This window comes from Janthinobacterium sp. YR213 (assembly GCF_900099875.1).
Lineage (GTDB): Bacteria > Pseudomonadota > Gammaproteobacteria > Burkholderiales > Burkholderiaceae_D > Janthinobacterium > Janthinobacterium lividum.
On sequence record NZ_FNDA01000001.1, the window covers coordinates 1,036,691 to 1,063,106 of the forward strand.

Sequence of the window (26,416 nt, forward strand, 5' to 3'; positions counted from 1 at the left end):
TAATTCTTGGGCGTTTTTTATTGGAAATCAAGTTTTAATGCATGACCATGTCTCATATATAATAGTTCCCGCACCATCCCCCCCACCCGCCTCCGTAATGCGTCCAGTTTTGCTTATGACAGCCGCCACATAACTTGGCGGGCATTCCTTATAATTTACCTTCCCTACGTTATACGCAATTCGATACCCCATGCAGGAGGAAACCAATTGAAATCTCCAGGCCATGTCCTCCCATCCACTTTCGCCATCCCTATTAAAGCGTCTTTCAAGCGTGGCAACGCCGCAGGTTGTTCCCTGCTGAGTTCCGCCTGCGGCCCCTGTTTCTCCGGTAGCTCCGGTGGCGCCAGTCGCCCCGGCAGGTCCCGGAATTGCCGCAGGAATGAAATTTTCTACCCGAGTGCTGATACCAGACAATTTATCCATCCCGGTAGAATCAACCGCTTGACCATTGGCATTAATCGCTGAAATAGCACACACCGTTGCCACAAAAAAAATAATTCTACATTTCATTTTAATACTCTCCCAATTAACTACAAGTAATAACAATAAGTCTGTGCGATCATAATTCCCTTAACCGGATTACCTTCGCCATCCTGAACATAAACATTCCAAGGCCCGGATCCCGTAGCAAAGTGGTTGATATAACCAATTTGCTCTTCGCTGCGCGGCACCAGATAAATTTTTGGAACGCCATTGGCCAAACAGCTTGGCGCAGGAACGAATGCCCCTTGACTGGTGGTAGAGACCGTAACCATCGTCGCCGCTTGAAAAGCGAATTTGCCCATGCGCCCCACCAGATCAACCCACACGCCTCCCTGGCAAATCAATGACGAGCCACCAGAGGTTTGGGAGATGGCGGTTTCCGGGCTACATGCAGACCCGGCGATTGACGTTCTTGTGAAGTTTTTTAGCGGCACGAACACGCCGGACTGGCACACCAGCGTTTCTTGATTGCCGCTGTTGACGGCGATCCCCCCCTCCACGGAACAAGGTGCACCGGAGCTGCTCGTGACGAGCGCTGGATTCCGCCAGCTTCCGCCTCGGCAAACCAGGATACCGGCAGCGGCATTCGATGACTGGGTATTGGCAATGTCATTTTCTTTGGCGCAGCCGCCCCCTGGAAAGGCCTGCGTTGCGGCATTCAGCAGTGCGCCAGAGACGCGTCCCGAGTTGCCATCCAGTGTCGCACTCGGGCTTCCCCCGTTGTCTGTCACGCCGATACTCGCCGTATTGGGATCGAGGTAGGCCCGCACCAGGCAGTTGGTTGCGCGGGAGACGATCTCGCCGTTCTTGTACAGCGCTGCCCTGAGGCAGGCCTCGATATCCGAGGCACTGATCGACTCGCTTGAAGAAACTTCCTTGCCGAACGCCCCTTTTCCGGCCACGCTGAGGTCTCCGCGCAAGCTCGGATCACGGTTATCGTTGATGCGGACAAACTGGCTCAGGCCCGAAGCCCCATAGCCGAAACGCGCCACGACAACACCGGCCGGATTGCCGGCGACAGGATTTGGCGTTGATCCGGCGCCGCCCAGATACATCACTCGGGATGGGTCGGGCAGGATGGAAAACCCGGCATTCACCCCGACTTTCTCGGCCATTGCGGATATGGCAGGCCCATCCGCTTCGTTCGTTCCGGCGCTCTGGATCGGCTTATCGATATAGACCCGGCCGCTAACATCGCACTGCTCGCCAGCGCCAGTTTCCCAGCACCGGTCAGGTGTCCGCTCAACTTCGAACCGGAACTTGCCGGGCGCCTGTCCGTTGCTGAAAAAGGATACGGCCGAGAAACCGCTTTGCAGGTAACCCAGCTGTATCAGGTTGCTAATAGTCGGCCGCATGGTTTGACCTTCGGCATTACCCGCACTGAGCGTGAACCCGTTTTTTGTGACCGCCGCGCCTCGCTGAAGTGCCAGATAATTTTCCTGCGCGTATGTCTCGCCCGCGGTGCGCGCAATAGCCAACGCGCCCCCCTGCGCGGAAGCGAAATTCAGCTTGCGCGCCAGCGCGGATGCCTGCATCGCACCAAGCGCCACGACTGCGGATACGAGCAACGCAAGCGTTACCTCGATCATGGCGAAACCAGCCTGCGATTCTCGTTGATGGGGATTGGTTCGTGTCATATGAAAAACATGTGATACTGGAGCAGGCGTTCGTCAGATAGCCTGCGCTCCAGCGGGTTAGGTGCCGGAACGGCCAATTGCCCAGGTGATGGTGACATCGGTAGCCGATTCGCATGCGGTCGCCAAGGTTGCGGCGTTCAACGTGGCGTCGGCGGCTTTGGCGGTCGAGCTGCCCACGGTAATCCGGCGCGCGAGCGCTTGTGTCGCGCTGACAATGTCGTAGCATTGAGCGGACGGCACCTTCGTGAAGGCCAGGTTTGCCACGTCATTATCGACAGTGATGGTAGCTGGCGCCACGGTCACCGTCCCGCCCCACATATTCGATGCGGTATCGGCTGTGCCGTCACGAAAGTTGCGCGGGATCGCGCCGGACTTGACGGCGATCGCGGTCGTCAGGGAGCCATACTCATTGTTCATGCCAAAGTTCTTGCGAAGGTCGCCCGCGATGATGGTAATCGCGCTGGCAACAGCGTTATTCTCTTCCTTGCGCGACGTATCGCGATAGTTCAGAAAAGCCTTGCCGACGATGACGGCAACCACGATTAATGCGATCACCAATGTGAGCATAAAGTCGCCCGCCTGCTGGCGATGCTTGTAGAGGGAAGTCTTGACGAGATTGTTTTCATGTTCGAACTGCATAGATACCTTTCAGTTTTGGTTTTGAGTTGCAAGAGTGTTGCCTGGTTGCTTAGATGCTTTCTTCTCCATCTCCCTTTGTATTTGGCGGATCGGATCCATTTCCTGCTCCATGGAGTTGCTTATGTTCATCAGCCCGAGGTATAGGAACATGACCAGCCCGACAACGATTGCGATGTAAGTGAAGTTCAGGACCGCAGCATTTTTCGTAACCTGCTCCCTCGCCTCTGTATTACCTTTCAAGCCGACTTCAATAATGACGTCACTAAAACTTGGCGTGTTTCGTATGGAGCTGCCGAGTCTGGCCAACAGTTTTTGGGAAACAAGACCTTTGGAAAAAGCCTCGACATACTCGGTCGGCCTGGCGTTCAAATGATTCAAAATGCGCCGTATGTGCAGCCGCAGCCAGGGCGATGCATCTTTATGGATCGCTTCAAGCGACTCCTTCAAGTTGCGACCGGTTCCTAGCCAGACCGCCAAGGCAGAGAAAACCAGTCCAGCCTGGAAGTCCCGATACATCGACAACGGTATTAACCAGGGTGCGACTGGGGTCAGCCACATCGCCAGGGTAGGATTGCATTTTTCCATTTTCAGCCGCAGCGGGCCGCGCCATGTGGGAAGGCGGGACAGAAAGAACAATACAAGGACCAGCGTAATCAGACAGATTGAAAGCCCGTGGTTATTGATGACGTTTGCAGTGATGCGAACAGCATTGTTAAATGGCGTCCAAACCTCTTGCGGAGCGGTCTTCTCGATAGCGGGAATCGCTTTGGAACTGATCATGTAGCCCAGGGCTGCGGCACCCGGCAGTATCAGCATCGGCTTCACCGCTGCCATGGCGATGGCTTTCTTGGCCTCCATTTGATCGTCGATCGCATTTGCCAGAACCCTCAGGGTTGTTGGCTGGTCCTTCGAACGGTCAACTGCGCTCAGCATCAGCCTATCCTCTGCCGGCATGATTTCCCCAATGGTCGCCCTGATCGAGTGGTTGCTGCCGGAGGTGAGCAAGCGTAGTGCATGCCGCATGGCATATGCCTTGGAACGGGAGCGTGTTATGGGATTTCTGGCGAGTTTCAACTCCGCTTCCACGAAGTCGCGCAGCGGCTCGGTCTTTTCCACGGATTTTGCCAACTCACGGTAGAAGTCACTTCGTCCGACACGGAAGTCAAAGAGTTGGAATGTATTTTTGATTGTTTTTAAACGTCGCAGCATATTTATTTCCCAGGTATTGCAAAGCGGGCGAATGATCCAAACGGCGCCACATTCCGGGGATCCGTGAGACCGCATATCGCCTTGAACAACGTATGTTCAAATACCGTTTTTCCACGCATGTCCGATGTATCAAATCGCTTGTCCGAATCCGAGCGGAAATGCCAATACGCTTCAATGTCTCGGCCCTCCCGTGTCAGTTGAAGCCAGCGCTCGTCTGGAATCATCATTTCGGCCACAACCGTTTGACCCTTGATGCCACGGCCACGGCAGCAATTGCAGCCGCCATCTCTTCGCAAGAAGAAGTTGTCTCGCGGGAGATCAAAGCGTGTTTCGAAAATCGCCATATCATGGTGAATCCGATGCAGTTCCATGTCGGCGCCGTAACGCGTTCCCGCGATACCATGGGCGAATCTGGTTTCTCCCACATCCTGTATTGCGATCTTGCAAGTCGGACATAACAGCGGCACCAACGCCTGGTAGGACAGAAGGCCGAGTACATTGGGTGCTGTCAGGACGCTCCGGTTCAGGCCTATGCTTTGATCGGTTAGGCGCGGAACGATACCGGAGATAAACTGGGCGTGAAGCGTTCCCATCGCCATGTGGCCAGTAAAGACAATTTCTTGCGCAGCTGCCCCGCTCGACCGGTCTCGTATTTCGCCAATAAATGCGGCATCCAGGTCGCCACGCAGAAGATCCATCACGATTCCATTGAATTCCCGCTCGCTTCCGGCACGATCTTGCAGATTGCGTTGAAAGCTGATCTGATGCACACCCTTCAGCCGCAGTTCGATCGGGTCTTCAATGGAAAAAAATGCCTGCCTTCCGTTACCCGGATGGCTTTCCCAAAATGATTGCGCGGTGGTCGTCTTTCCCGAGCCGGTAATGCCCGCGAGGATATTTATTTTCGGCGGCCCATAGGGAACCTCCTGGAACAAATCGATGTGTTCGGATGCATATCCCAACTCCTCGAACGTTCGTGATGGCGCATCGCTATCCGTATTAAGCAGCCGGCAAACGATCTTCGGTCCCGTTGGGCTTCGAAAGGATTGATAGCGCATCGCTATTTTTTTACCGTCAATCACCCGGCTTTTAATCATCGCGCTCGCGTTGACGTCGTCTTGAAACTGCGATTCGGTATTGGATCCGGTTTGTACATTGTTGGTATAGGCCCAGCTCACGGCGCCGCGCAATTGGGTGGCAGTGAAAATACCTTTATCTTTGCCTGGAAGCGGCTCAAGCTCTCCATCGATGCGGATCTGTACCGTTCCGCGTTCATTCTCGCAAACACAATGAATGTCGGAGGCGCCGGCACGCACAGCGATGTCGCCGATCGACTCGAAAAGCGTCTTCCACTCTGAGGAAGACGAGGCTTCCTCGCCACCGAATTGAGAAATGCGATGTTGATAATCATCAACCAGAGACTTGATGACCGCCGGCGAGCACGGAATCTGTCCACTCTCGACATGGTAGCCATGACTAACCAGCTTGGTACGCAGGTTGGTCAACGTCGCGCTGAGGTTGCCGGCATACTCTGGATCAACAATTATCGTTGCCCTTCCCTTGCTCTGCGTGATTGCTGCAACGGCATACTCCTGACCTTTGGGAATCTTGTACTGTCCCAGTTGATCGCCACCACTAACCAGCAGAATCTTGCCATCGCCCAATTGGTCAAGATGCTCAACCTTTAAGGTGCGCCCAGTATGCAGCTGGCCCGCTGAATCAGCGCCGCCTGAAGCATGTTCAAGGCGCTGTCCCGCAGGCCTCACGGTGACCATCGTGCCAGGGCCAATGGGGTGCTCGGGATGGTTATTTCCTCGGAAAAGTGTGAGCATGCCTACCGCCTACTTCAACGATTGGCCAACAGCCATCAACCTGGAGGCAGGCGCTTTGACTTTCTTTTTTTGTGCGCCTTTCAACGATGAAGCGTTGGCCGGCATTTCAAGATATACCTTGCCATTGGCAATATTCTTGATTTGCCATTGCTTGATGGTGTCACCGGCTTCCAGTTGCAGAAGTTCGCCGTCGGGCATGCGGAATCCAGCCTTTTCGTCACCGGCGGCACCAGCAACGTATTCGATTTTCGGGTAGATTTTTGGAGCACGATACAGTTTAGGAAATTCAGCCGGAGGCGCAGCGGCAGATGGCGCTGTGCTCATCAATCCTAACTTTTGAAACGCTTCGGTAGTGAGTTGTTGGCGCTGCGCATCGGCCACCTGCTGGATGGATAGAACGCCAGTGGGCGGCGTTTGTATTGCCTGCGCAATTGCCGGCGCGGCTGGAACATGCGCAGTTTTTGCGGATGCAGAAACGGATGGCGCCGCCTGGCCGGCCTTTGCCTGATCCGTTTTGGACGGCTCGGCCTTCGCCGGCAATATGGGAGCCCGTACGGTTGATGGCGGGCTGGCGACGAGGGACGAATTCGTTTTGCCACTGCCCTCTGGTACTGGCATCTGTTGTGCGATCGCGGAAGTTGCCAGAGCAACAGCCGCCAATGTAGGTAGCAGTTTAGCGAACATATGTGGTGCCTTTTAGGGTAATTTTGAGTTGCTCGGATTTCCCGCCAGGAGAAAAGGTAATGGCAATGCTTTGCCACCACACGGATGCGGGAGTTCCATTAATGATGTCTTCGGCAAATGGGAATGGCGCTGTTACCGAGATCGGCCGAGCGATTACCGCGCTACCCCTTGGAAGACGGCTCCCATCGCCAATTGGGGGCTTGGGCCATGTCACAAAATCTTTCACCGGTTCGTCGATCGCAATGCCCGCATTGCGCCACAGCTGGAACGTATTGATGTTGCCTATCGTTGCTTGAGACTCTGTTTCAAATTGGCTCAATGAAGAAAGACCAGACGATTTGAGCTTCGACTTCCAGGCAAACAGCGAGACCTCTTCATTGCTTTCTGCCAGATAGGTTTCCTGCTGACGTGCCGCAATTAGCGTATTCGTCGTTCCGCCCATGCGGTCCCAGAATGAGACGCAGCGCGAACGGTCGCACTCAATTTTCCGAAGCATCCAGCCCTGAGACCATACGGGGTAATTTTGCAGTTGGGCTAACGTCGCCTTGATCGAGGCACGCTCAAAGCCCAACGCACCGATATTGTCAGTCAATGCGGCTTGATAGGAAGGCATGGGGTTTTCCGCATCCAATGCAGCCTGGGCCGCGGCCAGCCTCCTGCTGGACTGTTCCTGATCATAGTAATAAACGCTGGCTGCCATGAGGACTGCGGCCAGCGTACCCAGCATGGCAACCGACCTTTTAAGCGGAATTTTTGCCAAGCGCGTGGATTTGCTTGCACAAGTCCAAAGCTGGCTTTCGCTTATCAGCTCGGCGAATGGGTGTATCTCTGTTTCATTGCTATAAATGGTATGCCCAAGGCAACCAAAACTGCCATTGATGACCGCCTCAAGAAAGGCCAGCGCGTCCGTGTCGGCCTTGAGCATGTCGACAACGGGTAAGCCGTCTTGTACCACGACAATTGCCACGGCCGAGTCAAGACGCCATGCCAGGACCATATTGGCGTTCTCTGGATACGCGCGCGCAAACACGGCGGCCAATGAGTGCTGTTCCCGCCCGGTGGGGCCCTCAATTTCGGCCAGGTTGGCAGTGCCGATGGTGGCTGACACCATCCCCGCGACGTTCGCCGCATGGATAATAATACGGTCAGCACCGTGATCGCCCGCAATGGTTCGCACTTCCCTTGTGATCGTGTTGCCGGACCGGTAATGCTGAAGAACACTCCAGTCCAGGCCAGCAATCATTACGCGCTTCTTTTCTTTAAAGATAAGCTGAGTCATATCAATTTGAACTTTAAAGAATGACTGGGCGAACGAAAATGACAAAATTCTCCCGCTGCATTTCTATCTTGCGGCTCCCCCCCCAACCGATCGATGCACCTTCCGCCAGTGACCGCTGATCCGTGGTCGTAACCAGGCGCGACAGGCCGGAAATCGCAATCACCTCACCTGGTTTCAATGCCACGGTGTATTGGTCGTTGACACTGCTGACCCGGGGTGTCTGTACCTTCTGAATAGTCAAACCGCTGCCAACGGTAACGTCAAACAGGCCGAGCAGATCCGACAAGGAAACACCGAATTTCAACAGCACGGTGTTGTTGTCCAGGATTTGCGGAAGAGCGACATACTGGTCGCCTGTCGTGATCTTGTCGGTTTTCAAGCCAGGGGCGCCCACTCCAGTCGAGCTTGCCGGTCCCGGAGTCGTCTCAGCCAAGTAGCCTTCCGTGGACAAGCGGGATTTCTTCGCCCAGGTCCGATTCAGGGCCAATAGAGAAACCGGGCGATATTGCACGCTTGTGCCGTATTGCTTCAGCAGGTTCACGATCACGGACGAATTGCCGAAACGCGCACTGGTGTTCGAATTGTTTCCATCACCAGTATTCAGGATGTTCAGACCAATGCTGCCGCTTGTGGCGCCAGTCAAGGTGGATGGCGAGGTGATATTGGCACCGTAAATACCGGAGAGGGTATTAAACACAGCGGACCAGTTCAAGCCACGCTCGTCGTTGTCTGCCGTTCGCACGGAATAGATATCGAATTGGATCTGCGCCTGCCGGAGCATGGAAGTATTTTCCGATTTGAGGAAATCACGGACCTGACTCTGCATTTCACGCGACGTTTTCACGACCATGCGTCCAGAACCTTCAGAGCGGGTCACCGTTGAGCCAGGCACCGAGGAAATCATTTGCTTGACCGCCACCATGATTGAATTGACGGCATCGGCCTCTTTTTCACTTTCCTTCACTTCCAGCTGTGTCGAAGCAGTTTGAGATGCGCCAGCGCCAGCAGTTCCACTGGAACCATTCGAAGCCCCCCCGGTTGACATCGAATAATTGGTCTGGCCAGAAAAAGCCGCAACCTCATGGAATTCAGTGACGTACTTCATGATCACCACCGTGTTGTCGCGAAATTCCCAGGCCAGGCCAAGGCGATCAGTCAAGTGATTCAGAAAGCCCACCAAGGTTCCGTTCCACTTCATCTCCAGCGAATCAACAAGCACCTGCGGTGCCGCTGACTGAGGTGCAAAGGTATTTTGAATGAGCGGCAAAGGGCTTGGCGACAGCTGTCCAAGAGCTTGTGGATTAAATGGCGCAGGCGCGGCGCCACGTTGCACGCCCGCCTCGCCGTTGCGGGCCCACCCTTCCAGTGCATCCGGTTGTACGCGCACGGCAACGCCGGTCAACTCGGTCAATCGTGTGGCCACCGTGGTCAGCGATACAAAACGATTCTCCTTCTTGTCATTGAATTCGAGCCAGTACTTGGTTTTAAAGACCGACGGCAATTTGTCATCGTTTGTTACAGGAACCATTTGGGAACCCAGCCAAGCCTTTTTGGAGCGGCGCAGAACGGGCATGTTTGACTGCTCTGCGGCCAGCTTGTCCGCGTAATCGGATGATCCTCGCGTGGCGGCGCCGCCTTTGGGCGCAATGCCTCCCGTTCCCATCGAGGCTTTGTTAAGCGCGTTGCTGACATCATCGCTGGCGGCGCGCTGCAGTTGAGGCGACGTGCAGGCGGAAAGCAGGAATAGACCCAGCGGTATAATTTTCTTCATGGTTTCAAATTTAAGGAGTTAGTCGGGGCACTCTTGCGACTGCTCGCCTTGGCGCGTAATGCGCACCAGTGGCGGAGAATTCGCGTACACGCAAGCCTCGAGCGGATACGCCCCATAGCGGATACCTGGGGTCATCAATGCCGCCTTCACGGCATCCTCAAAAGAACCAGTGAACGTTGACGTACTCTCGATAAGCAAATGCTTATTCGCATCCCACTGGATGCGCCACCCTGCGGTTTTGGCCCACCGTTCGAAGGTATTTGCCAAACGAATGTCTTCCGGTCGAACATCCCATTGCTGGACGGGATCGCCTCGCCCTTGAACCGTCTCGTCATCGCTGAGATAAGCGACGCCGTCATTGCTGCTTCTGGCACCTTCAGCTTGCTTAAGTTTTAATTCCAGGCGCTCGATCTTGTTCACAATGTCAGCAGTGGCAGCATTGCGCGCTGACGGGCCAGCAGGCATGGTCTGGCGTTGGCCATGGATCAACGATGTCTGCCGTCCATTCAGCTGAATTTTGATTTCTCGCGGCACCCCTGGCATCACGTAGGAATCGCCATCGGCCGTTGCGCCACGCACAATCAAGCCGGGAATGGCGTCGATGTACGTATTCTTTCCATCACTGTATGTCCGAACTTGTTGGCTCATCATCGCGTCCGCCAGGTAATATTGACTGTCGATGGCCGCCGCCGAGCTCGCGGCAAGCATTAACGCAACGAGGGAAATAGTTTTAAAAGAGTTCATGGGGGTAGTAATGTCCTGGTGGATAGTCGATGCCTATATTCGATTTTGAGCCAGAGCGCATCATTTTCCTTGCCGAGATGCCCATCTTTATTGGCAGTTTTTGGCCCAAGCGAACGCGCCTGATCACAACGGAAGTCAGCGCTGAATGAAGTGCTGACCGGCGCAAATTGCACGCCTGATCAGCAACTTAGGGAAAGTCGCCTTGTGGCAGACTGTGCGATTTTTAATCGTGATAAGGCATGACCGCCATGTCTTGCGCGACCATGAACATGAAGGGGCTGCCAAAAGAAGTGCTAAGCGTTGGCGACAGGCTCTTGTTTCTCGCCATCATCGTATTCAAGGCATCGTTCAGAGCCAGCCCTGCTACGGAGCCAGTCGTCACATTGCCCCCGCCGTTTGAGGTTGTCGACACGGTATTCTGGCTACTAGGAAGCATGAGCGAGGTGGCCCCCAGAATGAAACTGGTCGAAAACATTTTCATGAAATGATTGTTCACGTCGGCCTTAATTCCACTTTGCCCGATCATGTTCGTCGCCGGCGCGCCGGCGAGGGAAATGTAACTACCATTGGGCAAGATTAATCGCGTCATGGCGAATAACAAGCTTTCTTGCCCGATCACTACTTCGCTGCTGTAGACGCCAATTAGCTTGCTTCCTTTCGGAATGAGGACAAAGCGTTGATGAATACTGTCGTAGACATCTGATGTGACTCGGGCGACAATTTTGCCAGGCAAATCGCTATTCACGCCGGTCAATAAAACGGCACGAATGGCCGTTCCTTCCTGAATCAGCGTGTGCGTCGGTGCGGACTGCTGGTGGAGCAGTGGCGTGGGACCAGTTCCTGCGGCGGCCGATAGAAACTCCTCATTCCGGCCCTTGGCCCTGCTGGCAACCGGCGCCGGGTTTCCGGCTAATGCGCGTAAAGTCGCATCGGCTTGCGCCTGCGCGGCGCTGTCGCGTTTACTATTGGTCGCGGCAATTTCGGCTTCCAGTTGCTGTAGCTGACTTACAGGCTGACCCGCGTTTGCAACATCAGTGGCGAGCTTGAATTGCCCGGACACTTCGATTGGTGCCGAGCGTATCTCCTGTTCCCGCTGTTGACGCCCAAGGGCAGCGGCTTGCGCCGCCTCCTGTGGACTCATTCCGGAAGTCGAATTAAATGCCGCCGGCAAGGGATATGCCATATTGGCAGGTTCGGCATAGTCGCGGGAAACACGCGTGTTTACGCTGGCTTGAGCCGCTCCCCGACTTTGTCCGGACGGATTGTTTTGAGCTGCAGCTTGCGCTGGCATCTGTGGCCCAGGCGCCTTGGATGCCTGATCCTTCAGGCTATCGAGCAAAGTATTTGTATTGTTGGCTTGAGTCGCCTGATTGACGACCACATCAGGCTGGGCGGCTACTTTTTTTGCTGTCGCATGATCGCCTGGCGCAAACATCCATACCAGGATGCCAATGATGGCGACTGGCATCAGGATCTTGCTGATACTGCTCAGCATATTCCTCGGTGGTTTTCCCTGATTGAGCTTATTGTTCTCCAGAACATGATTGGGAGCCCCGGATGGTGGAAAACCATCCCCTTCATCCAGTTCGGGGATATTGCTAAATGGGTCTTTCGCCATGATTACCGCCAGAATGTGCTGTGATTCGGTTTGCGCTTGGATATTTTCACTTCTGCCTTGCCTAATTTCAGAAGCAAATGTTGCGCGACTCTTTCGACGACGATCAATTCGCCCTTCACCTTGTAATTGATCAAAGAAGGACTCCCATCGTCCTCAATCAAAAAGACTGCCGGACTATCCTGGCTGTTCGGCATCCTGAGGTAGGTGGCCTTTCCATCCGTGTAGGCAGCGGTCGGCTTGAAAGTGGCATCGCCGCTGATATCGAACTCGAAGCTGAGTTCAGCTGGGCTTACATTCGCAGCCAAAACTTGCTCCCTCAGCCGGTCGTCTTCCGCGACGCGCACCGCTGCGGCGTTGTCTTGGCGAAGGCGAATTTCGGCAATCCGGTCGGGGTAGTCAAAACTCACTTTTTGATAAAGTTTTGATTCGCGCTTTCCGGAAATCAGCTGAAATATGTACGAACGCTTGTTCGTGACGATCGTGAGCGAGGTTTCGATGCCTTCCCGATTCGGCTTGACATAGATGTTCCGAGGCCCGCCCGAAACGCGCCACTGGATGGAATCTCCCGTCTTTGGCTCCTCCGTCAGGCCTTCATCCTCGCCCAGCTCAATAAAGGTGTGCCGGTTGGGCTGCGTAAACACCCGGAAAATGATATCGGGAGAATAGGTATAGCGGACGATTCGGTTTTCCATCGGTACGGGAATGGCCTCTGCCGCGGCGTCGATCAGCACTGGTTTTCGGGCTGTGATGGATTTTTGAACCGATGCACTTTGCACGTGCGGCGTCATGAAAATAGCGGAAAGGAGCGCGACGCTCACAATGTGGGAGGAAAGTTTCATTTCGAGAGCGCTTCTTCGCTGATGTTAAAACTGGTAATGAACAGGCCAGCCGGATTGCGCATGAGCTGTTCCCGCGTGGTCGGCTTTACGCGCGTAAAGGTAATACTCATGGCATATGTCATTTCAGTAACCTGGTCATTGCTGCGCGTGATGGTCTTAAACCGCAGGAAAGCAACATCGTTTTCAATGAAATTGATCGACTTGTATTCGTAGGTGCGAGAGTAGTTTGCATTGTTTTTAAGCGCCAGAAACGGGTTGTCCTTGATGCGAAGCTCCTTCAGCTGGGCCTGTGCGGTACCAACGACCAGTTCGGACGCCTCGCGGGTCGTGCCATCGATAGTGGCGCGATTGACGTCATATACAGAGTTGGCCCAACGGTTGAGGAAGAATCCGATGGAATCCTTGTCCGGCGTCCAATTGCCGACTGCCACACCATCCGCCACCAAACGCCCGCCAGCTTCCTTGGTCACCTGGATGGTTTCTACAGACTTCATCGGGAATAGATAGTTGAAGAGCGCTCCCTGCACTACCAATGCGACGGTCAGGCCACATGACACAAGAAACCAGCGATTTCGCTCAATAGTCGCGCGGGCGCCAGACTCAAAATGTTGTCGGGCAGTGTCGTCGGCAATCTGGCCTGGAGCGAAATCGGGAACCTTGCCCGCGAGGTTTTTTTGTTGTGGTTTCATGTGTTGATTGTGAAGAGGAAGGGCAAAGGAAGAACGACAAAACGACGCATTTTTCTGATCGGAATTTCAAAGGCAAGATACGCGTCGTGCAGGGGCAATAAAGATGGATAAAAATCAGATAAACTGGACCTCTACCCTTCTATTGGCCAGTTTTCCCTCCAGCGTTGAGTTATCGGCGATGAATCCGCCGGCGGGCCTATACGACAACTGGATCTTCTCCGGGGAGATGCCGCCTTGTATCAAAAATGCCTGAGTGGATGCCGCCCGCCCTTTTGCCAATCTGGAGCTTGCCGCATTGGCCTGAACGCTATCCGTGTATCCGGTAATTAACACTCTGCTCGCCCCTTTTGCCTTGGCAAGAAACAGGGATTTAGTTTGTCGATTGGGGGAAAAAGACACGCTGTTATTCTTGAAGTTCACACTGTAGGATGTGATCTTGATTTCGGCTGAGATCGGCGCAAACCGCTCGGCCAATGCCGTCTCCGATGCAGAAATCGGTGCTGATGGCACGATACGATCTGACGCCAGTTGGCTCTTCAACCGCGTGAGCTCCGCCCGCACTGCCGCGATTTCTGCCTTGAGGCGCCGCGTGGCTTTGAACTCTTCACTATCTGGACTGCCTGCTGTGCCGATCGCCAATGCGGGCTTGGGTAATACCGGCTTTGGAACGGTATTTCGCCTTATCGCGATTTTTCCCCAGCTGCGGTCCAGGCTGAGTGCCGTATGAATTCCTTTTACTACGGCACTTTGACCAACGCGCGAATAGGTAATGGCACCTTGCGCCCCCATGAACACGGGTGCGCTTTCCTCAAAATTTCTGAGTTGTATGACGGTGTCCCCTTTTAATTCGAAGACCTGCACTATTTCATGCGCTTCGTCACCGTCCACAACGTACCCGAATTCAATCGCATCCTGAATTGGATTCGCCGTGCTGCATGCCGACAAGCATGCAACCAGGGCGAATCGAGAAATCGTCTTTTTTGTCATACTGATCTTCCAGGGTTTCTGAAGGCCTGAGCAGATGAACGCTCCGGCCGGTAGCGCGGCTAAGAAGTTTTCTTGCCGGGCAAAATCTTTGCCATGGCAGCCTTGCGAATTTTTCCTGCCCCGCCGGAGACTGACTTGGCTGCATCCTTGGCCGTTTTTGCGCCATCCTTGACGGCCGCTCCCGCTGTTTTAGTCGCGCCAAATGAGCCAGGAACCAGTGCATTGGCAATTGCAGGCGTTTGCTGGATAAGCGAATTAATGCTCATCAGGGTTATGGTGGCAATCAACATTCCGATTGCTGTAGGCGTGGGACTTGCGACCACTTCGGCAAAGCCAAATTGCTCAAACAGCGTCGCGGCGATGGAAACACTGACACCCAGCACGCCAGTCAAAACGGCTGCCGCGACCAGGAAACCGAGCCATTTCGAGAAATATTCCCGTGTCCACGGAGTGACAATCCCCGCAATGAAGATCGGGCCAAACGCCACAGCAACAGCGGTAAGAAATGGGCCCATCAGCAGCAGGCCCATGATCTCTGCCAAGCCGACGAAGCATAAAAGAATAATTGCCAAAGCAAAAATAACTGTTATCAATGCATCAAAAATCGCGACCATGGTGTTGTCAAGATTGAAGAAGCTTGCAGTTTTCAGGACGGTAGCCGTGCTGTTGGAAATCGCAGAAGCGATCATTTTTAGGATACTGGAATACATATTGAAGACCGATGTAATGGCATCCCCGCCGATCATTCGTATGAATTGAAGCGGTCCATCCGCCCCAGCGAAATCCTTTATGACCGTTGGATACTTGAGCAACAAGTAGGAGCAAAGGACCACCGGCAATCCAACATCGAATATTACGGTGAGCATTGAACCATTTTTCCCACTCAAGACTCCCATTGCCTCAATGATCATGTAAAGAACAGCCAGCGATCCGGCGATCGCCAATGCCCACGGGATGGTCCTGAACGCGATTGTCAGACCTGCGTCAAACAGCGTTGTGGCAATAGGTCGGCGGGCATTTTCCTGGATATTTTTGACGCCATTATCGAGTTTATCAAAAAATGCACCAGGCGCCTTATTACCCTCCGCACTCGATGCGGCAGCCGCCGAGGATGCAAAAACTGCACACATAACAAGAAGCATTGCGAGAAAGATGGATTTTATTTGGTTGTATTTTTTCATTTCCATTTACATATTTGAAAATCTTAGAGGTTGATTGACATAATTTTCCAGTCAACCGCCTGAATCAATTATGTGAAATTCTTACTAGAATATCTTTGAAAAACCAGAGAGGCAAAACATGGCGATCAAAAAAAGAGTCTTGACGCGGAATAGCCATGCATGTGCTTATCTGACGGGAGTGGCAGACTATTTCATGTTGTCATGTATCGTTATCACCTGGCAATAAATAAGCTACTCAACGAAAATCTTGTACCCCCATGACCATCTTCGCCCTGCGTACATTTCTATACGCAGGTTAAGTCGTCCACTACGGGCGATCGTATTTTGCAGCCTCATCCAGCAGTTTTTGCTGATATTCACTCATTACCTTTTGCCCTGCTTTTCGGGCGGCATCATCAAGATGAACGTCGATTTGCTTAGAGTCTCCCTGCATCTTCAATGTCGCCACCATCAGCTGATTTTGTCCTACCATCATGTCAATTGCGGCACCAACGCTTTGGATGGCCGCAGTCTGCCCCGTCGACTTCTCGAGCTCTTTCACGATAACTTGACGCCGTGTCGCAATTTGCATCAATGATTTATTAAGCAATTCGTATTGTGCAGCCAATGATTGGGCTTGATTACCCAGAATGGTCGAGCGAGAGGTCAAGAATCTTTTCCAGCTGAAATCCGAAGAACCGAACTCAGCCTTTACATTCTGCGAGAGTTGTTTACTTTGATTCATTACCACCACCAACTGGTCGCCAGCTTTTTTGAGGTCCCGGTACAACGCCAATTCATTCTCGACGCCTGCCAATTTCGCGAGCCCATCGACAGACGCCAAGGATCTGGCCAAAGCAATTGTTTGTTGAATCTGCTTAATATACGAGGCAGCGGTGCTAACCTCTGTTTTAACAGCCGCGATGGCAGTCGATGTATTTTGGATGAGGTTAGTTGGATCAATCACGATATCACCTACGCCAAAGATGGCGTTCGCTGGCGCGGTCAGAAAAGCCAACAAAAAGGATGAGATCACGACGAAAAATTTGAACTTGGATTTCATATGATTTCCCGGGTTAATTGAATTGCACTCACATCGAACTGACTTCTTGCAGATATCTTGCCTTCCAGTCGACAGCGCCGCTGGCGTAATGCCGATCGAAAATACCCAGGATCGTTTCCTCGGATCTGAGGTAGGCCAACTCAGCCGCGCTGAATGAGGTCTGTAAGACGCGGGCTGTCGATGCTCCGCCCCCCTCGGAAGACTGGATCAGAAGATAGTCACGTTTTGGTATCAGCTGGGCAATCATGTCGATATGATGATCTGCCAAAGCGAAATACTTCTGGTACGCCGCGCGATGTGGCTCCACCTTTTCGTTGTAGAGCATCAGGAAACTGAAAATATTATCCAGAATCGATGCCGCGATATCTGAATTGCTGATCGCTTCCGGGGATTGGATCGTCATCCAGATGAATGCATTCTTTTTGCGGAAAGTTTTCAGCCAGTCATCAATGATGTCCTTGAACTTGGGGTTCGCGATCAGAAAAGTGGCCTCTTCGATATAAATAAATGTCGGCGTGCCATCCAGCGAGACATAGATTTTTCGGAATGCATAGTCCATGAAGGCGCGCGACAAACGCTCTACAGCCATCAGATCCTTCATTTCGATAGTGGTCCAGTCGGCCAGTGAAAAGTCGTCTTCGTCCGTATCAAACATCCCGTACGGCCGGCCCTCAAGCCACTCACCTAGTTCGGCCTCAAGCCGCCTCGGCAGCATTGCTGCAAGCGTGCTCAAGCGAAGTGGCTTGCCCGTCCGTTCATATTCTTGCGCCAATCCAGTCAAGGCCGTGTCGAGGTCGGCGCGGTCTTCGGTAGTCGCGGCAAAGTCTCCCTCGGCAAATCGCCGCAGAATAAATTCGCGCACCCAAAGCTGGCCGTCCGGCGAGCCGTCCATCATGGCAAACAGCGGATTGAACTTCCCAACGCCAGTACGGATGTCAATATGACGCCCATCGTGCAAGGCTGTCAGAACCTTGCACGAATAATTCCGGTCGAAGATATATGTATTTCTCTTCGGATAACGCTGAAATTGCGACAGACAGAAGTTGACGAATGTGGTTTTGCCGCCGCCAGTGGGAGCGATCAGGAGCAGATGACCAATTTGTCCCACATGGGGGGAGAAATAGGATCGCGTACCGTATGCATTGCCGAATACGGCGAAACTCGACACGGGGCGCTGAAAAATCATCGAGGAAAAGTACTTGTGCGAACGTGACCCTTCATCAAGCGTAAACATCGGCGTACAGTCGGCAACGTTTTCCCCGGACATCAATTCATAGCGCGTTTGCATTGCCCACTGGCCAGGCAGCATCGACGCGAAGGCCGGCAAGGTGTTCAGCCGTTCACGTATCATTCCAAACCGGGCTGCGCTCATTTTTTGATCCGCCTCTGAAACGCGCGCCTCCAGTTCCGGAATGCTATCGCCGTACAGGAAGACTGTAAGATTGTGGTAGGCGTAGGTAATGCCCTCGCTGCCAATTCGCGCGTTCGCGGCCTTGCACTCGTCGAACAGCTCGCGTTTGCCAGCCTTTGGCTCGGCTACGTTGCCGGTCGCCGCAGCAAACGAATGCGCAATAAGACCATACTGCGTCAGGTTGTAATATTCGATAGCCTTGTCAATCTCAGCGGTACTTTCAGGAGAATTGAGGAAGCGCGTGATTTGACACACGGTCAGCTCGGCGTCCATCTTCAACAATGTCTCAAATAACATCGGAGAGGTATGGTCTGGCCATTTGATGACGCCCATCGCCGCGCAATAAACCGTACGCGTGTTGCCCTTGAACTGAATCACATCAGGCCCACTGGCGACGTAGTTTGCCGGTGCCCAGGAGTCAAGCATCATTCGCTCAGGCTTGGCATGCGTGGCCGGCGGGCTGGCGCGATTCAGAAGCGTAGCGAGGGTCCTGTCAAAACCCGAGCTTTTGGAAAGGCGCGTGAAATTCAGCGGCGATGCGCTGGTAAAGGCGGAGATAATCCTTTCAAAGGCCCCAATATTGCTACGCAGGACACCCATGTCTTTGGCGAATGCGCGGCTACCTGACAGCGACTCTTTGATTGCTTTAATCACCGCGCTACCGATGGCCGCGCCCTCCTCAGTTTGGATGCGTTCCACTCGGTCAAAGAACTTGTTCGCCCCAGTTTCACCGGTGAACAACATATAGAACTTGTAATCAAGGGTGTAGTGCTCTCCGTCCGTAAAGCTCCTGGAATAAATAGTGTCCAGATCCTTCGCCGCCTGGCTGGTAAATTCCCCGCTGATATAGGATGTATCCTTGCGCTTGTCAACGATCCACCAGGCAGTGATACGGCTGTCCAATAGCGCATTCGATGCTTCGATACGCGTAGCTGTCCCGTTGACCTTTGAGTCGCTGACATTGTCAGGATCGATGCCGCGGTAGTCAAAAGCGGCCAATAAGGAACCATCTTTATTCAGCACGAGTTCGGGTGTGATGAAGTCGATCCATGGACAAAGCGCCTGCAGGGGATGCCCCAAGTCCGTCTCGCGGAATTTAATTTTCAACATGATTTGGTGTCGCTAGAATCTGATTCCGCGCCCGACTTTGTGTGGGCGTTCAAAAGTGGCGGGTAAACTTTCTCGGGCATGGGGGTGATAGGAATCCGCCAGCCGCGCATAGTTGACATACATCTCAAAGATCCTGGCATCCTTTTGGAAAAGCCATTGCAATATGAGGTGCGCTGTGAACCCGACGCTGATCGGGATTGCCGCCCAAAGCCAGCCTTGGGAGGAGCCGGTGAGAACTGCCACTAGGGCGGTCGGTCCCCAACAATACCCAAGAGCCTTGGAGGACACTCCGTAGTTTAGTCTGGGCAAGCTGATTGCCCGGGTCACTGGCGAAGTGCGCATGTGTTATACGACGCAGGAAGTGGTCAAGCCGGAATTGGTAATCAATGCCGAACCGGCAATGACGACTGCAGCGGTAACACCAACCTTGATTACAACGTCATGCAGTTTGGCTACGCCAAAGATGTGCTCAAGAGCCCAAAGTACGATCGTGACCAAACACGCCGTGCCGACAATCGCCTTGAAATACTGTGCGATATAGCAGAAGAAATTTGCGCCGGCGCCAGCTTGAGCCTGCGCAAGCGCGATCTCTGGAATGGCCACACAAAGGATAGCCGCCAAGGTTTGGAGGCAGGATTTCTGAGATGGTGTATTGGCGATGATCGCGGCCTTAAGGTATGCAAAAGTGAACTTCTTAGGCGACGTTTTCGAGGACATAATTTCCATTTATAACTCCTTTAACAAGACAGATTTCTTGGATTTTGCGAATTACCCGGGCCTGTCCATCCGAGAATTCGATACTGCGATTTACAAAGACAACGACCTTTACCGACTTTGCGATATAACCCCTGGCAAGTTCCGAGGAAATCGATGCATTTGCTGGCAAGCTCATCTGAAACAACATCTCCAGCGCGCCAAGGGCTTCCTCTGCAGAGTCAGCATGGATGGTAGAAATCGAACCCGGGTGGCCAGAGTTGAAGGCACGAATCAGGTCGTAGGTTTCGTCGCCGCGGGTTTCTCCCAATATCAGGCGGTCTGGCCGCGACCGCATGGCCATCTTGACCATGTCCCGGGCCGAAATGCCTTCATCCGGATTTGTCAGCAAGGGAATGAAATTCGGGACAGATATCTGGATTTCGCGCGAATCCTCGATCGTGATGATGCGCTCATGACCAGGAATCTTGTTCAGGAGGGCGTTCAACAGCGTTGTTTTGCCAGATCCCGTGCCACCGGCGATGATCAAGTTGTTCCGATCATGAAGAACTAACTGTTCAATCGTCTGCGCTTGTTTTGCGGTCAACGCCTGCTTCTTATTGATCAGATCCTCCATGGTGGGGCGATCTCCCGCATCCTGGTGTTTGCGGATCGTGATGAACGAACCGCCTGGACTCACGGGGGAAAGTGCACCCGAGATTCGCAAATCATCAATGCTTGCATTAACAATTGCCGAGTTAGTATTGGCCCGGGCATCCTTCCGGACATGTTTTGCCACTGCCTTGATGGCAGTCGAGATCATGTGTTCGGTGAGCAGTTGGCCGACATAAGTAATTGTTCCCGCTGCCTCGACAAAGACGTGGCCACCTGGATTGACCATGATCTCTGTGACCGTTTTGTCTTTCAGCCAGGCAGCCAGTGGAACGAGTTGGCTATTCAGGATATCAATTACAATTTGCGGATTCAGCATCGGGTTTTTTTTGATTTGTTTCGATCATCATGGGAGCAACAGCTGGACGAATCATCCATGTAGCGCCGGCTTGCAATCCGTCAAATCCGACACTCAATTTCCCATGTTTCAGAATGCCTGCCTGGAGCAACATAAAGTTCTACCGACGCACACATAAACCGTTGATCTGCTGGGACTATTCTTCATGCACCTCGGAAATTGGACCTTGCTTGTGTTGGAGGTCGGAAATTGAGCGGCGTATGAGAAGGCGTTTGGCTTCTGCTTCGACAACAACAGCGAATGCTTCTCATGCCGCATGCCGCATGCCATTTTTGCAGGACGTGCGGACACTGCAGGAGACCGGCGAACCACGCTGGCATGCGTTTGCTGCCAGCGTTAGGCGGCGGCCTGTGGCCTTTGAGAACGGCATGGCCGCGCCCCTGCGCCCTCAGACAGGTCCGCCAGCAACATGTCAAAACGCTGGATGTGAGGAACAAGATATGCTGCCGGCGTTAGCGCCGGTTCAGGCCTGGCATAGCGTGGTTGAGCAATGCCAATCAACGCCCACCTGTCACTACCGTGCAGGCTGACGAAGGGTTAAGAGGAATCGACGGCGCGATCAGGCTATCTTGGCAACTGCAGCGGATGCATCAATAGCGGTCGCTTGTATCAGGCCCTGCCCTGCCTCCTGACCGGTATTCGCTTCCGCCAATGCATCGCCACGTTGACGGAAGGCACGGACTGTGCGGTTAAGCAGGCCAGCAAGTTCCCGCAGGCCCTTTTTGACCTTGCCTTCCTGGGCTTCGATCTCATCTTGTCCAACTTCGCCATTCCATTGCAATTTAACCAAGTTAGTCAGCGTACGATCGTTTCTTTCGATTACGCTAAGCACGCGCTTGCTCAAGAGAGTGCGCAGCTGTACCTCATGCTTTGCTGCCGGACTGGTATACATGGGCAGAACCGATGAGTCGGTTAGCATCATTTGCATGGATTGCTGAACTGATTTTTCGGAGGCGCTCGCGTCTGCTTCCAGTTCACCGACCTTATCGGTAATCATCTGCATCAATACTTCAGCACCGGCCTTGCCGACAAACATTTCACCGCGCTTCCACGTGACATAGATACCATTCTCAATGCTGGAAAACCAACGTTCGAATGCAGAGCCGACGCTGCGTTCGTTCAAGCTTACCGTCACAAGAATGGAGGCGACACCGTCATGCCGGTTGGACAGCTGCTTTACACCGCGCGCCCGTTGACGCTGTGCGCGCTCGCGCAATGCGACAACTTCGCTCTCCGAAATAATGCTGACTCCAGAAGATGCGCCGCCAGCTGCGCCACCGTCGAGAATATGGGTGAGTTGATCATCCGCGGCAGCGATTTCCGAGATCGCTGTGTGCAATTCTGTGGATGCGGTTGGACTTTCGATTGTCATGACGATTCCGTTTGTGGTTAAGAATCATCATGCTGCCAATCTTCCCGGCAACGCTTACAGTGAAAAACTGTATTTTTTCAGCAGTATTGCCGTCCCCAGGCAGACCATCCAGGAAATGCCGAATTCCAGTTGTTTTGGGTTTGATATTGCTCTAAGAAAATATTGCGCCGTTGCTAAAGTCCAAGTTTCAACTAACTATGGCGCGTTGTCGCGAAGGTCTTCTTGATGAGTGAAACTATAGAATCACGCCCGCTCCATTTTGGAGAAGACCGGCCTGTCGCTGCGATGTGGCGCCGGTCGGAAGCAAAGCCATATAGCCGTCTCTTTTCCACAGAATGGGCCAACCTCGCCGAAGAACAATATCTGTCAAGAGCGATTCAAAGCTTGCCGAAGACAACAGCTGATAATACGCCTGCAGCAACCGAGTCACTCAGCGCGCGCTTTGGTTGCGCAGCAAATGATCATCATGTGGGGCTGCCGCAGGAGCGCCAACATCCAAGACCTGCAGCGTATATGCCCTTTTTTGATCAACAGCATGCTGCCGTGCGGATACAGGATGGTGCTTCAGGCAATCCGGCAGGAAAATGGTTTGGCGATACAGCCATTTTCTCAACGCTGTTGCCACGGTACTCTCAGCAGTTCTTGCATTCAGCGGCATCCCTGTCCCGACAGTGCTGCTATCACGCAGGCACGCTCATTGCCGAGCAACTTCGATACCGCGCTGCTCCTTTTTTCCAGAAGTCCATAGTATTGCCATGGCGCGTAGTGCTGGCCACGGCGGCCGTCGTCATCGTTGCCGGTAGTGCCCATCATTTCTACGCTCGGGCAGAAAATTTATACCGCGATTTTACAATGGCGACCCGTACGATCTCCGAGCTGCAAAGCAGATTGGCAACGATTGAAACGACGTCGCGTCCAATGCAGCCAGTAAAGCCAGTATCCGTCACCGTACCAGACCAGGCGAACATGCAAATGCAAGCGTTCGGATCTGTCGATTTGCCACTGCCGCCACTACCAATCGTGATGCAATCGAATAGCCGCCAGGTAGCCACCGTAAGCGTAGGCAAGCTGACTTCAAAGGAGGCTGCACGGGAAGGTGAAGACATCGCGGAGAGCCCGATGAAGAAGGTTGATGATATTCCCGAAGCTGGCAAATTTGTTCTTTTATCTCAAGAGCCAAGACCAGCCAGCAAGAGCTTCAGACTGCTCAGCGAGAAATAACTTGCGACGATCAAAAATCGAGTCATTTCTGCTGCGCACCAACTCGCGATACCGCAAGCCAAGCGAAGCTTGGTGGAATCGGCGCTGGTTCGTTCTGGCAAAAGTCATTCTCGCTATTTCAGTGCTTGGATGGATGGGCGACCTTAGCGAGCTGTGGGCTACGGCAGAAAAACTGAATTTGGCGCTTATGCAACTGATGCCGATTCTCGTATCAACAGGGATCGCCGAAGCGCCATAGTATTAATGTACATTGATTGGAAAACGATGAATACAGCAGATGGGAAAGTCACGGAGAATCTTCGCGATGGCAACGACTGTCTATCGGAAGGAATGAAGGCCTTCCGGCGGCTAAAGAAAATATCGCCGGCCGATGCGCCCTTGATTGATCAAGCGCTATCGCATGTCAGCTCCGCACGCGAACTGGTCCTGCAGCTGGAGGCCGATATCTTGAAGCGTACCAGGATGTTTTGATGGCCGACCTTATCTGTCTTATTGGTCGCCATGGCGTGGGGAAATCGACGTTAGGCCAGGCACTCGCCAGAATCGGGTATGCGCATCTGAACCTAGGCCTGCTCCGAAGATTGGCGATCTCCGGCACCTACCCTGGCGATATCCCCATCACCCTGATGTTGTCAATTCGAACAATGAGACCAAGCAAGCCGCTGTCTGACGATGTTGTGCGCAAGCTATTGGCGCATGCCTTGTCTTATGATCGCTGCGTGATCGATGGCTTTCCTGTACTAGCTGCACATCTGCCGCTATTACCGGCGACTGCCAAGATCGCCTATGTATGGGCACCGGCGCAGAGCCGGAACGAGCGGCTACGATCAAGGGCAGCGACGACCAAACGCCACTGGACACCCGGCCTCAACTCCCATCGGGATGCTTCGCTCTGCGAAGTATTGAAGCAGGTACGGAGTAACTCGAATTTTTACTTTGTTCGCAATGCGCATGACGCTAAAGAAGAGATCAATGCGTTAGCCAATTTCATGGCCTCACTGTATATTGCTCCTCGCTGAAGGGGCCGAGTCCATTCACTCCTATCTGATTTAGCCTGGATGTGAGGAAGCAGTCTACCGAAGGTAGACTGCTGGGTGAATATTAAGCTGCTTTGGAAGACAGTGCTAAATTGATGACCTTGATCAACGTTCTGAGCAACCGCCATACTGCGACGAGAGGCTTGAAGAAGGCTTGGGGCGTTTCACGTGCACCGGCAATAAAACCTTGCATAAACATGTTCATTTTATCATTTCCTTAATTGCCGTATACGTTGAATAAATTGCCCAATACATAATGAATGTTGCATCTGTATATAAAATAATTTTTTCTACGATCTTCATCAAATTCGCAAAAGAATTGTCACCAACGATTGGCGTTGCCCAATGAACCAGAACATTCAGTACCCCGCCAAAAAATAGCAGTGCAGCAAACATCAGTGCGCCTATTGTCAAATGCCCTACATATTCTCCGAGAATTTTCAAGTGATGTTTCATGGAACTCCATATTTGCAATGTGTACCGCCAGAAATCAGACCTGACGGAATATTTTAAAAAATTTTCATTGATTAAATATATATAAAATCCAAAAAATGCATTTTGATATTTTTTTGCGCAATGTTTTTATACAAGGATTTTTAACATGTAGCCTCCAATAATTTATGCCAAAAACTGGCGAAGTAAAAATTGGAGATTGGAATATCTTTTCGTTGAAAGACCAATGAAAAGACTGGAGATTTTGTTTTTTGACGCCAGATTGAAGCGGGCACCAAGGTGGGAGTATTAATTTAAAAACCGCAATGCCGCAATTTCGACACAGCAACTTTACCGCACTTTCCATATTTTGCCAACCATAAAATAAAATATTTTCGATTCCTTCAAAAAATTGAGAGTTATATTGAATTGTTGGCAAAGAACATTGCCTTAGAATATGAAACAACATGGAAATTTCAATCCGTCTTGAAATTTCACACAAGGACGAACGGCGGGCGACAAAGCCTGGGAAGTGATTTGCCTGGATGGGCCTCAGTTCCTGAGAGAAGATGAAGAACGATCATTTTATGAGAATTACAAAGGACTTACGTATGGATATTGTTGATGGCTATTTTGATCAAACCGAATGCGACAAAGAAAAAATGTTGGCGCAAGTATCGGAAAAACTGGGATTTTCGCCATCCGCGTCGGCTGTATATGACCTTTTCAGACAAGCCAAGCAGTCCAGAGACATGCGTTTTTGTGAAAATGTAGTGCTTGAGCTAAAAGCCCATCTCATTCCAATAGCAAAACGACAGAGTGTCCTGGCCAAGATAAAGGAAAATATCGGCGACTCCCCAGGGCGCCAGAAAATTCAGAACTTTTACCTGAGCCTTGGAGAACGCAAGAGCTTTTCTTACTGTGCTGCGGTGGTTGCACTGATTAGCCTTGAGAAGTGTCGCTACTTTGAGACCATATGCAGCTTGCTACGTACCTCCCTTCCCCCGAATCCAACCATGGGTCAGGTTGCGCGACATGTCGAGGCATATGGATACCCACGGCCTTCCGACTTTACGACACGAAAAATTTATTCACATATAAAGACTTTCTCCGAGTTATGGTTATCGCCAAAGGGGAAACGAACAATGGCCCAAAGCGAAACTCAGATCCAGCACGAGGAAAGTGAGGAAAGTGCTCTCCACGCGATAGTCAAGAAAAGCAATTTTAGGAAAATCACGTTCGGGTCGCTTACTGAGGAGATGGTCCTCGATGCAATGATGAAATCTACCGGCCTTTCTTCAAGTCTTGCCGTGTCACTTGCACTGAATTCTTTCCTGCTCGTTGTTGCACGGGGCAAGGTCGACCTATTGCAACTCGTACGTGACTCAAAGCATCCGAATTTTTCAGAGGTAAAACGAGGGCTCAGGCTCCTGTCAAGCCTGAACTTGCGCGGAGTGTAAGCGGAACTCATCAAAG

The 26,416-nt window shown here is 52.5% G+C and carries 26 protein-coding genes; 5 read left to right on the top strand and 21 right to left on the bottom strand.

What is annotated here, in order from left to right:
• Positions 1 to 27 precede the first annotated feature (27 nt).
• The 19 genes from BLT98_RS29320 to BLT98_RS04675 all read right to left on the bottom strand — a co-directional run bounded on the left by BLT98_RS29320 (position 28) and on the right by BLT98_RS04675 (position 22,250).
• Positions 28 to 546 carry a hypothetical protein gene (locus tag BLT98_RS29320; RefSeq protein ID WP_211614830.1) on the bottom strand — a complete coding sequence of 173 codons (519 nt, stop codon included), beginning with the start codon at positions 544 to 546 and terminating at the stop codon, positions 28 to 30.
• Positions 531 to 2,120 carry a type IV pilus modification PilV family protein gene (locus tag BLT98_RS04590; RefSeq protein ID WP_139179070.1) on the bottom strand — a complete coding sequence of 530 codons (1,590 nt, stop codon included), beginning with the start codon at positions 2,118 to 2,120 and terminating at the stop codon, positions 531 to 533. Before BLT98_RS04590 ends, BLT98_RS29320 begins: the two co-directional genes overlap by 16 nt.
• Positions 2,121 to 2,177: 57 nt before the next feature.
• Positions 2,178 to 2,759, bottom strand: coding sequence for a type 4 pilus major pilin (locus BLT98_RS04595; RefSeq protein ID WP_092605580.1), 582 nt, complete (start codon positions 2,757 to 2,759; stop codon positions 2,178 to 2,180).
• A 9-nt stretch (positions 2,760 to 2,768) separates the two neighbouring features.
• Complete coding sequence (locus BLT98_RS04600) at positions 2,769 to 3,968, bottom strand: hypothetical protein (RefSeq protein WP_092605582.1); 1,200 nt, start codon at positions 3,966 to 3,968, stop codon at positions 2,769 to 2,771.
• 2 nt (positions 3,969 to 3,970) lie between these two features.
• Positions 3,971 to 5,800 carry an ATPase, T2SS/T4P/T4SS family gene (locus BLT98_RS04605; RefSeq protein ID WP_081345710.1) on the bottom strand — a complete coding sequence of 610 codons (1,830 nt, stop codon included), beginning with the start codon at positions 5,798 to 5,800 and terminating at the stop codon, positions 3,971 to 3,973.
• Positions 5,801 to 5,809: 9 nt separating this feature from the next.
• Positions 5,810 to 6,484, bottom strand: a complete 675-nt coding sequence (locus BLT98_RS28650; protein WP_139179074.1) for a hypothetical protein — start codon at positions 6,482 to 6,484, stop codon at positions 5,810 to 5,812.
• A complete protein-coding gene (gene pilO2, locus BLT98_RS04615; protein WP_139179077.1) occupies positions 6,474 to 7,808 on the bottom strand; it encodes a type 4b pilus protein PilO2 in 1,335 nt (444 codons plus the stop codon). The genes BLT98_RS28650 and pilO2 overlap by 11 nt, the downstream gene beginning before the upstream one ends.
• Entirely contained in the window at positions 7,777 to 9,534 is a 1,758-nt protein-coding gene (locus BLT98_RS04620) for a type II secretion system protein GspD (protein WP_092605588.1), read from the bottom strand. The genes pilO2 and BLT98_RS04620 overlap by 32 nt, the downstream gene beginning before the upstream one ends.
• An 18-nt stretch (positions 9,535 to 9,552) precedes the next feature.
• A complete protein-coding gene (locus BLT98_RS04625; RefSeq protein WP_092605590.1) occupies positions 9,553 to 10,278 on the bottom strand; it encodes a TcpQ domain-containing protein in 726 nt (241 codons plus the stop codon).
• Positions 10,279 to 10,501: 223 nt separating this feature from the next.
• Positions 10,502 to 11,896 carry a TraB/TrbI/VirB10 family type IV secretion system protein gene (locus BLT98_RS04630; RefSeq protein WP_092605592.1) on the bottom strand — a complete coding sequence of 465 codons (1,395 nt, stop codon included), beginning with the start codon at positions 11,894 to 11,896 and terminating at the stop codon, positions 10,502 to 10,504.
• A 2-nt stretch (positions 11,897 to 11,898) separates the two neighbouring features.
• Entirely contained in the window at positions 11,899 to 12,735 is an 837-nt protein-coding gene (locus BLT98_RS04635; protein WP_070257638.1) for a TrbG/VirB9 family P-type conjugative transfer protein, read from the bottom strand.
• Positions 12,732 to 13,424, bottom strand: a complete 693-nt coding sequence (locus tag BLT98_RS04640; protein ID WP_070257639.1) for a VirB8 family type IV secretion system protein — start codon at positions 13,422 to 13,424, stop codon at positions 12,732 to 12,734. The genes BLT98_RS04635 and BLT98_RS04640 overlap by 4 nt, the downstream gene beginning before the upstream one ends.
• Before the next feature lie 114 nt (positions 13,425 to 13,538).
• Positions 13,539 to 14,411, bottom strand: coding sequence for an OmpA family protein (locus BLT98_RS04645; protein WP_092605594.1), 873 nt, complete (start codon positions 14,409 to 14,411; stop codon positions 13,539 to 13,541).
• Positions 14,412 to 14,470: 59 nt separating this feature from the next.
• Positions 14,471 to 15,598: a type IV secretion system protein gene (locus tag BLT98_RS04650; protein ID WP_092605596.1), complete on the bottom strand. Its 1,128-nt coding sequence runs from the start codon at positions 15,596 to 15,598 to the stop codon at positions 14,471 to 14,473.
• Positions 15,599 to 15,899: 301 nt separating this feature from the next.
• Entirely contained in the window at positions 15,900 to 16,634 is a 735-nt protein-coding gene (locus BLT98_RS04655; RefSeq protein ID WP_092605598.1) for a hypothetical protein, read from the bottom strand.
• 28 nt (positions 16,635 to 16,662) lie between these two features.
• On the bottom strand, positions 16,663 to 19,155 hold the full coding sequence (locus BLT98_RS04660) for a VirB4 family type IV secretion system protein (RefSeq protein WP_092605600.1): 2,493 nt from the start codon (positions 19,153 to 19,155) through the stop codon (positions 16,663 to 16,665).
• A gap of 345 nt (positions 19,156 to 19,500) precedes the next feature.
• Positions 19,501 to 19,881, bottom strand: a complete 381-nt coding sequence (locus tag BLT98_RS04665; RefSeq protein ID WP_139144195.1) for a hypothetical protein — start codon at positions 19,879 to 19,881, stop codon at positions 19,501 to 19,503.
• Positions 19,850 to 20,839 carry a TadA family conjugal transfer-associated ATPase gene (locus BLT98_RS04670; protein ID WP_070257645.1) on the bottom strand — a complete coding sequence of 330 codons (990 nt, stop codon included), beginning with the start codon at positions 20,837 to 20,839 and terminating at the stop codon, positions 19,850 to 19,852. Before BLT98_RS04670 ends, BLT98_RS04665 begins: the two co-directional genes overlap by 32 nt.
• 598 nt (positions 20,840 to 21,437) lie before the next feature.
• Entirely contained in the window at positions 21,438 to 22,250 is an 813-nt protein-coding gene (locus BLT98_RS04675; RefSeq protein WP_139179080.1) for a hypothetical protein, read from the bottom strand.
• Here BLT98_RS04675 and BLT98_RS28655 point away from each other — a divergent pair.
• The 4 genes from BLT98_RS28655 to BLT98_RS28665 all read left to right on the top strand — a co-directional run bounded on the left by BLT98_RS28655 (position 22,249) and on the right by BLT98_RS28665 (position 24,490).
• Positions 22,249 to 22,476 (top strand): hypothetical protein, encoded by a 228-nt coding sequence (locus tag BLT98_RS28655; protein ID WP_139144196.1) that lies wholly within the window; start codon positions 22,249 to 22,251, stop codon positions 22,474 to 22,476. The genes BLT98_RS04675 and BLT98_RS28655 overlap by 2 nt on opposite strands.
• A complete protein-coding gene (locus BLT98_RS28660) occupies positions 22,476 to 23,471 on the top strand; it encodes a hypothetical protein (RefSeq protein ID WP_139179083.1) in 996 nt (331 codons plus the stop codon). The genes BLT98_RS28655 and BLT98_RS28660 overlap by 1 nt, the downstream gene beginning before the upstream one ends.
• A gap of 264 nt (positions 23,472 to 23,735) precedes the next feature.
• Positions 23,736 to 23,942, top strand: coding sequence for a hypothetical protein (locus BLT98_RS04685; protein WP_092605609.1), 207 nt, complete (start codon positions 23,736 to 23,738; stop codon positions 23,940 to 23,942).
• A complete protein-coding gene (locus BLT98_RS28665) occupies positions 23,942 to 24,490 on the top strand; it encodes an AAA family ATPase (protein WP_139179086.1) in 549 nt (182 codons plus the stop codon). The genes BLT98_RS04685 and BLT98_RS28665 overlap by 1 nt, the downstream gene beginning before the upstream one ends.
• 82 nt (positions 24,491 to 24,572) lie before the next feature.
• On the opposite strand, the gene BLT98_RS29090 is transcribed toward BLT98_RS28665, so the two are convergent.
• Positions 24,573 to 24,713, bottom strand: coding sequence for a hypothetical protein (locus tag BLT98_RS29090; protein ID WP_167468678.1), 141 nt, complete (start codon positions 24,711 to 24,713; stop codon positions 24,573 to 24,575).
• Entirely contained in the window at positions 24,710 to 24,964 is a 255-nt protein-coding gene (locus tag BLT98_RS04690; protein WP_070257650.1) for a hypothetical protein, read from the bottom strand. Before BLT98_RS04690 ends, BLT98_RS29090 begins: the two co-directional genes overlap by 4 nt.
• 545 nt (positions 24,965 to 25,509) lie before the next feature.
• Between BLT98_RS04690 and BLT98_RS04695 the strand changes: the two genes are divergently transcribed.
• A complete protein-coding gene (locus BLT98_RS04695) occupies positions 25,510 to 26,400 on the top strand; it encodes a hypothetical protein (RefSeq protein ID WP_092605613.1) in 891 nt (296 codons plus the stop codon).
• Positions 26,401 to 26,416: the final 16 nt, after the last annotated feature.